Origin of the sequence: Sphingobium sp. PNB (assembly GCF_019873065.1) — a bacterium.
GTDB classification, from domain to species: domain Bacteria; phylum Pseudomonadota; class Alphaproteobacteria; order Sphingomonadales; family Sphingomonadaceae; genus Sphingobium; species Sphingobium fuliginis.
In genome coordinates this window covers 1-4,389 of record NZ_JAINEZ010000166.1, presented here as the reverse complement: position 1 = coordinate 4,389, position 4,389 = coordinate 1, and the positions used below count along the sequence as shown (strand labels likewise).

4 protein-coding genes are annotated in these 4,389 nt (G+C 66.1%); 3 read left to right on the top strand and 1 reads right to left on the bottom strand.

Features of this window, described 5'->3' with window-relative positions:
• Nucleotides 1–226 precede the first annotated feature (226 nt).
• Nucleotides 227–1,510 carry a phosphoribosylamine--glycine ligase gene (gene purD, locus K7W03_RS26685; RefSeq protein WP_222887929.1) on the bottom strand — a complete coding sequence of 428 codons (1,284 nt, stop codon included), beginning with the start codon at nucleotides 1,508–1,510 and terminating at the stop codon, nucleotides 227–229.
• A gap of 7 nt (nucleotides 1,511–1,517) precedes the next feature.
• Between purD and xseA the strand changes: the two genes are divergently transcribed.
• From xseA to K7W03_RS26670, 3 genes are read left to right on the top strand one after another with little or no spacing between them, the layout of a single operon-like run.
• On the top strand, nucleotides 1,518–3,017 hold the full coding sequence (gene xseA / locus K7W03_RS26680; protein WP_222887927.1) for an exodeoxyribonuclease VII large subunit: 1,500 nt from the start codon (nucleotides 1,518–1,520) through the stop codon (nucleotides 3,015–3,017).
• A gap of 31 nt (nucleotides 3,018–3,048) precedes the next feature.
• The gene (locus K7W03_RS26675) at nucleotides 3,049–3,258 is read left to right on the top strand and encodes a DUF2093 domain-containing protein (RefSeq protein ID WP_140042653.1); all 210 of its coding nucleotides are present in this window, start codon (nucleotides 3,049–3,051) and stop codon (nucleotides 3,256–3,258) included.
• A gap of 15 nt (nucleotides 3,259–3,273) precedes the next feature.
• Entirely contained in the window at nucleotides 3,274–4,110 is an 837-nt protein-coding gene (locus tag K7W03_RS26670) for a M23 family metallopeptidase (protein WP_222887926.1), read from the top strand.
• Nucleotides 4,111–4,389 lie beyond the last annotated feature (279 nt).

The window sequence follows — 4,389 nt, the reverse complement described above, 5'->3', positions numbered from 1 at the left end:
GGAAGCGGGCGGCGCGGAAACGGGGGTGGTGGGCTTCTTGGCCTCTACCGGGACGGAAGGTTCGCTCGGCCGGTTGCGCCCGGACAGCAGGAAGACGATGCCGATGATGACCAACAGCGCGATCAGCAGCCACAGGCCATAGTCCATGAAAAATTCTTGCATCGCTCGTCCCTCCCTGTCCGAATTTGGCCTATTTAAGGATGGTTGAGGGCGCGCCGCAAGGGGATCAGCGTGCGCTTTCCTCCCGCGCGACCTCCCGCCACCCAATATCGCGGCGGCAGAAGCCGGTCGGGAAGCCGATGGCGTCGACCGCCTTATAGGCCGCCTGCTGCGCCGCCTTCACCGTGTCGCCGGTCGCGGTGACGTTCAGCACGCGGCCGCCATGGGCGACGATCGCGCCGTCCCTGTCCGCCGTGCCCGCATGGAAAACCCGCGCTCCCGTGGCTTCCGCCGCGTCGATTCCGGTGATCGCGCCGCCCTTTTCCGGGGTGCCGGGATAGCCGTTCGCGGCCATGACGATGGTGAGCGCGGCGCGGTCCGCCAGTTGCACCGGACCCTGTTCGGCCAGCCTGCCCTCCGCCACCGCGAGCAGCAGCGCCACCAGATCGCCATCGAAGCGCATCATCAGCACCTGGCATTCGGGATCACCGAAGCGGGCATTATATTCGATCAGCTTCGGCCCTTCGGCGGTCAGCATCAGCCCGGCATAGAGCACGCCGCTATAGGGCGTCCCTTCGGCGGCGAGCGTGTCGACGGTGGGGCGGACGATCTTCTCGATCACTTCCGCTTCCAGTTCCGGGGTCAGCACGCGGGCCGGGCTGTAGGCGCCCATTCCGCCGGTATTGGGGCCGGTGTCGCCGTCGCCCACGCGCTTGTGATCCTGCGCCGATCCGAAGGGCAGGATGGCGCTGCCGTCGGTCAGGGCGAAGAAGCTCGCTTCCTCGCCGGTCATGAATTCTTCCAGCACCACTTCCTCGCCCGCCGCGCCGAACGCGCCGGAGAACATCGAATCGAGCGCCTCCAGCGCCTCTTCCCGCGTTTCCGCGATGATCACGCCCTTGCCCGCCGCCAGACCGTCCGCCTTGATCACGACCGGCAGCGCGAAATCGTCCAGCGCGGCGATGGCGCCGTCCTTGCTGGTGACCCGCTCATAGGCGGCGGTCGGGATGCCCGCGCGCTTGCACAGATCCTTGGTGAACCCCTTGGACCCCTCAAGCTGCGCCGCCTTCTTGCCGGGGCCGAAGACCGGATAGCCCTTGACCCGCAGATTGTCGGCCAGCCCGTCGACCAGCGGCGCTTCCGGGCCGATCACCACCAGGCCGATGCTGTGGCGCAGGCAGAAATCCACGACGGCGCGATGATCCGTGGCATCAAGGTCGACCAATGTCGCATGCTGGGCTATGCCGGGGTTGCCCGGCGCGGCATAAAGGGTGCTGAGAGCGGGCGATTGCGCCAGCTTCCAGGCCAGAGCATGTTCGCGGCCGCCGCCGCCCAACAGAAGGATGTTCATTTCGCCCATGTCCCCGGAATATGAAGCTGGTTTCGATGTCTCGGGGCGCCTGTTAGCCGAGGAACGCTCAGGGGACAACGCGCCGCCGCTGTCGGTGAGCGAATTGTCGGCCCTGCTGAAGCGCACGGTCGAGGACCGTTTCGGCCATGTCCGCCTGCGCGGAGAGATTTCCGGCTTCAAGCGGGCCGGGTCGGGGCATATCTATCTGTGCCTGAAGGACGACAATGCCGTGATCGACGGCGTGATGTGGAAGGGTGGGGCGGCGCGCCTGCCCTTCGCGCCGCAGGACGGGGTGGAGGTGATCGCCACCGGCAAGCTCACCACCTATCCGGGGCGCTCCAAATATCAGATCGTGATCGAGCGGATGGAGCTGGCGGGCGAAGGCGCGCTGATGGCGCTGCTGGAGAAATTGAAGCAGAAGCTGGCGGCGGAGGGGCTGTTCGACCGGGAGCGCAAGCGGCGTTTGCCCTTCATGCCACGGGTGATCGGCGTCGTGACATCGCCCACGGGGGCGGTGATCCGGGACATATTGCATCGGCTGGAGGATCGTTGCCCGACGCAGGTGCTGCTCTGGCCCGTGCTGGTGCAGGGGCAGGGCGCCGCCGAGCAGGTGGCGCGGGCGGTGCGCGGTTTTAGCGAGATGCAGCCGGGCGGGCCGCTGCCAAGACCCGATCTGGTGATCGTGGCGCGTGGCGGCGGCTCGATCGAGGATTTGTGGAGCTTCAACGAGGAGATCGTCGTCCGGGCGGTGGCGGAATGTTCGATCCCGATTATCTCCGCTGTGGGGCATGAGACTGATACGACGCTCTGCGACTATGCCGCCGACATGCGCGCGCCGACGCCCACGGCGGCGGCGGAAATGGCGGTGCCGGTGCGGGCCGAACTGCTAGCGATGCTGACCGAGCAGGGGCTGCGCATGGACCGGGCCGTGCGGCGCGGGGCTGCGCAGGCGCGGGAACGGCTGGAGATGCAGGCGCGGCTGATGCCGACGCCCGATATGCTGCTCAGCCCCCAGCGCCAGCGGCTGGATCAATTGTCCGATGGTCTGGTCAGCGGATTGCGGCATCGCGTTGCCGATGCGCGGGCGCATCTGGGGCAGGCGGGCGGAGCGTTGCGGCCCGCCCTGCTGCGCCAATATGTCAGCCGCGCCGCCGAGCGCGTCGGCCGGTTGCGGCTGCGCCCGGATTATCTGGAGCGCGTTTACAAGGACCGGGCGACCGCTTTCGATCGCGTCTCGCGTCTCTTCACGTCGGTCAATCCCGACCTGCCCTTGCAGCGCGGCTTTGCGCGGGTGATGGCGGGCGACCGGCTGGTGAAATCCGTGGCGGAGGCGCGGGCGGCGGGCGCGGTCAGCCTGCACTTCCGCGACGGCGCGGTGGGCGCGAGCATCGATGGCGGCACGCCCCTTGAGAAGTCCGCCGCCGAGGCTATATCGACTCCGTCACGCACCCCGCGCAAAGCGCGTGAGGGCCAGGAGACGGGCCAGCAGGACCTGTTTTCCCAATGACGCCGTTGCACAGGAAAGGCCGAGTGATCCCATGCTGATGTCCAACCGCGACCGCCCGGCCCGGCTGCACTATATGGCCTACAGCTTTCGTGTGCTGCAGGCGGGCGATCATGTGATCTGCGCCGTCAGCGGGCGCAAAATTCCGCTGGATGATCTGCGCTACTGGAGCATCGCCCGGCAGGAACCCTATGCCAGCGCCGAAATCTCCGCCCAGGCCGAACTGAAGGCGCGGGGTCTGTAAGGTGCCGGGGTTTAGATGAAGGGCTGGATCGCCGCCGCTGCGCTGGCGATGGCGGGTGTGGCGGCCACCTCCCCGACAGCGCCGCCTGCCGTGGAACTGGTGCTGGCCGGTACGCCCGTCCAGGGCGGCGTCTTGCTGGGCACGGCGCCCAAGGGGACGGTCGAACTGCGCTTCAACGGGCAATTGGTGCCGGTCGATGCCGATGGCCGTTTCGTGATCGCCTTCGACCGCGATGCGGCGCCGCAGGCCCGGCTTACCGGACGTCTTGCCGATGGAACGCTTCTCGACCGCGCCCTCACCGTCGCGCCGCGCGATTGGCGGATCGAGCGGGTCGATGCGCCGCTGCGTCCGACGAAAAGCACGGAAGCCTTCCTCGCCCTGCGCAAGCCGGAGCTTGAACGGATCGCCGCCGCGCGCGAAACCGTGACTGACGCGCAGGGTTGGCGCCAGCGGTTCATCTGGCCGCGCATCGGTCGCGTCTCCGGCTTGTTCGGCGCGCAGCGCATCTATCAGGGGCAGCCGGGCGCCTATCATGGCGGCGTGGATATAGCGGGCGCGACGGGCGAGCCGGTGGTGGCCCCGGCCGACGGGGTGGTGATCCTGGCCGCGGATCGCCCGTTCACGCTGGAGGGCAATCTGCTGATGATCGACCATGGTCATGGATTGAACAGCGCCTTCCTTCACCTTTCGCGGATCGACGTGATTCCCGGGCAGCATGTGATTCAGGGGCAGCGCATAGGCGCAATCGGGGCCACCGGACGGGCCACGGGTCCGCATCTTCATTGGGGGATGAAGTGGAATGAAGCCCGGATCGATCCGATTCTGCTCACCGGACCCATGCCGCAGAACTGATTTATTATTTCACGGAACTATAATTTTATTCTTCGTCATGATATGTCGAAATGTAAAAATTCCTTCTAGGAACTCAGACCTGTAACATTGTTGTTAAACAGGTGTTCAATACCGATTTTCTCGATTTGTGGCATATTTGCTACAGTTTCGGTCAAATGCGATGCCCGGGCTTCTGCCCTGCTTTACACTCATAAAGAGACCTGTGCGCGGGTGGGCGTAGACAGAAGCGTTGATAGCTGATTCTATGGGCTTTCCAAGAAGGAGAGCAGCGGATGGCGC

What these genes read in the sequence shown, in the direction of transcription:
- purD (WP_222887929.1), bottom strand. Translation starts at nt 1,510, where the DNA reads ATGAACATCCTTCTGTTGGGCGGCGGCGGCCGCGAACATGCTCTGGCC.
- K7W03_RS26675 (WP_140042653.1), top strand. Translation starts at nt 3,049, where the DNA reads ATGCTGATGTCCAACCGCGACCGCCCGGCCCGGCTGCACTATATGGCC.
- K7W03_RS26670 (WP_222887926.1), top strand. Translation starts at nt 3,274, where the DNA reads ATGAAGGGCTGGATCGCCGCCGCTGCGCTGGCGATGGCGGGTGTGGCG.
- xseA (WP_222887927.1), top strand. Translation starts at nt 1,518, where the DNA reads ATGTCCCCGGAATATGAAGCTGGTTTCGATGTCTCGGGGCGCCTGTTA.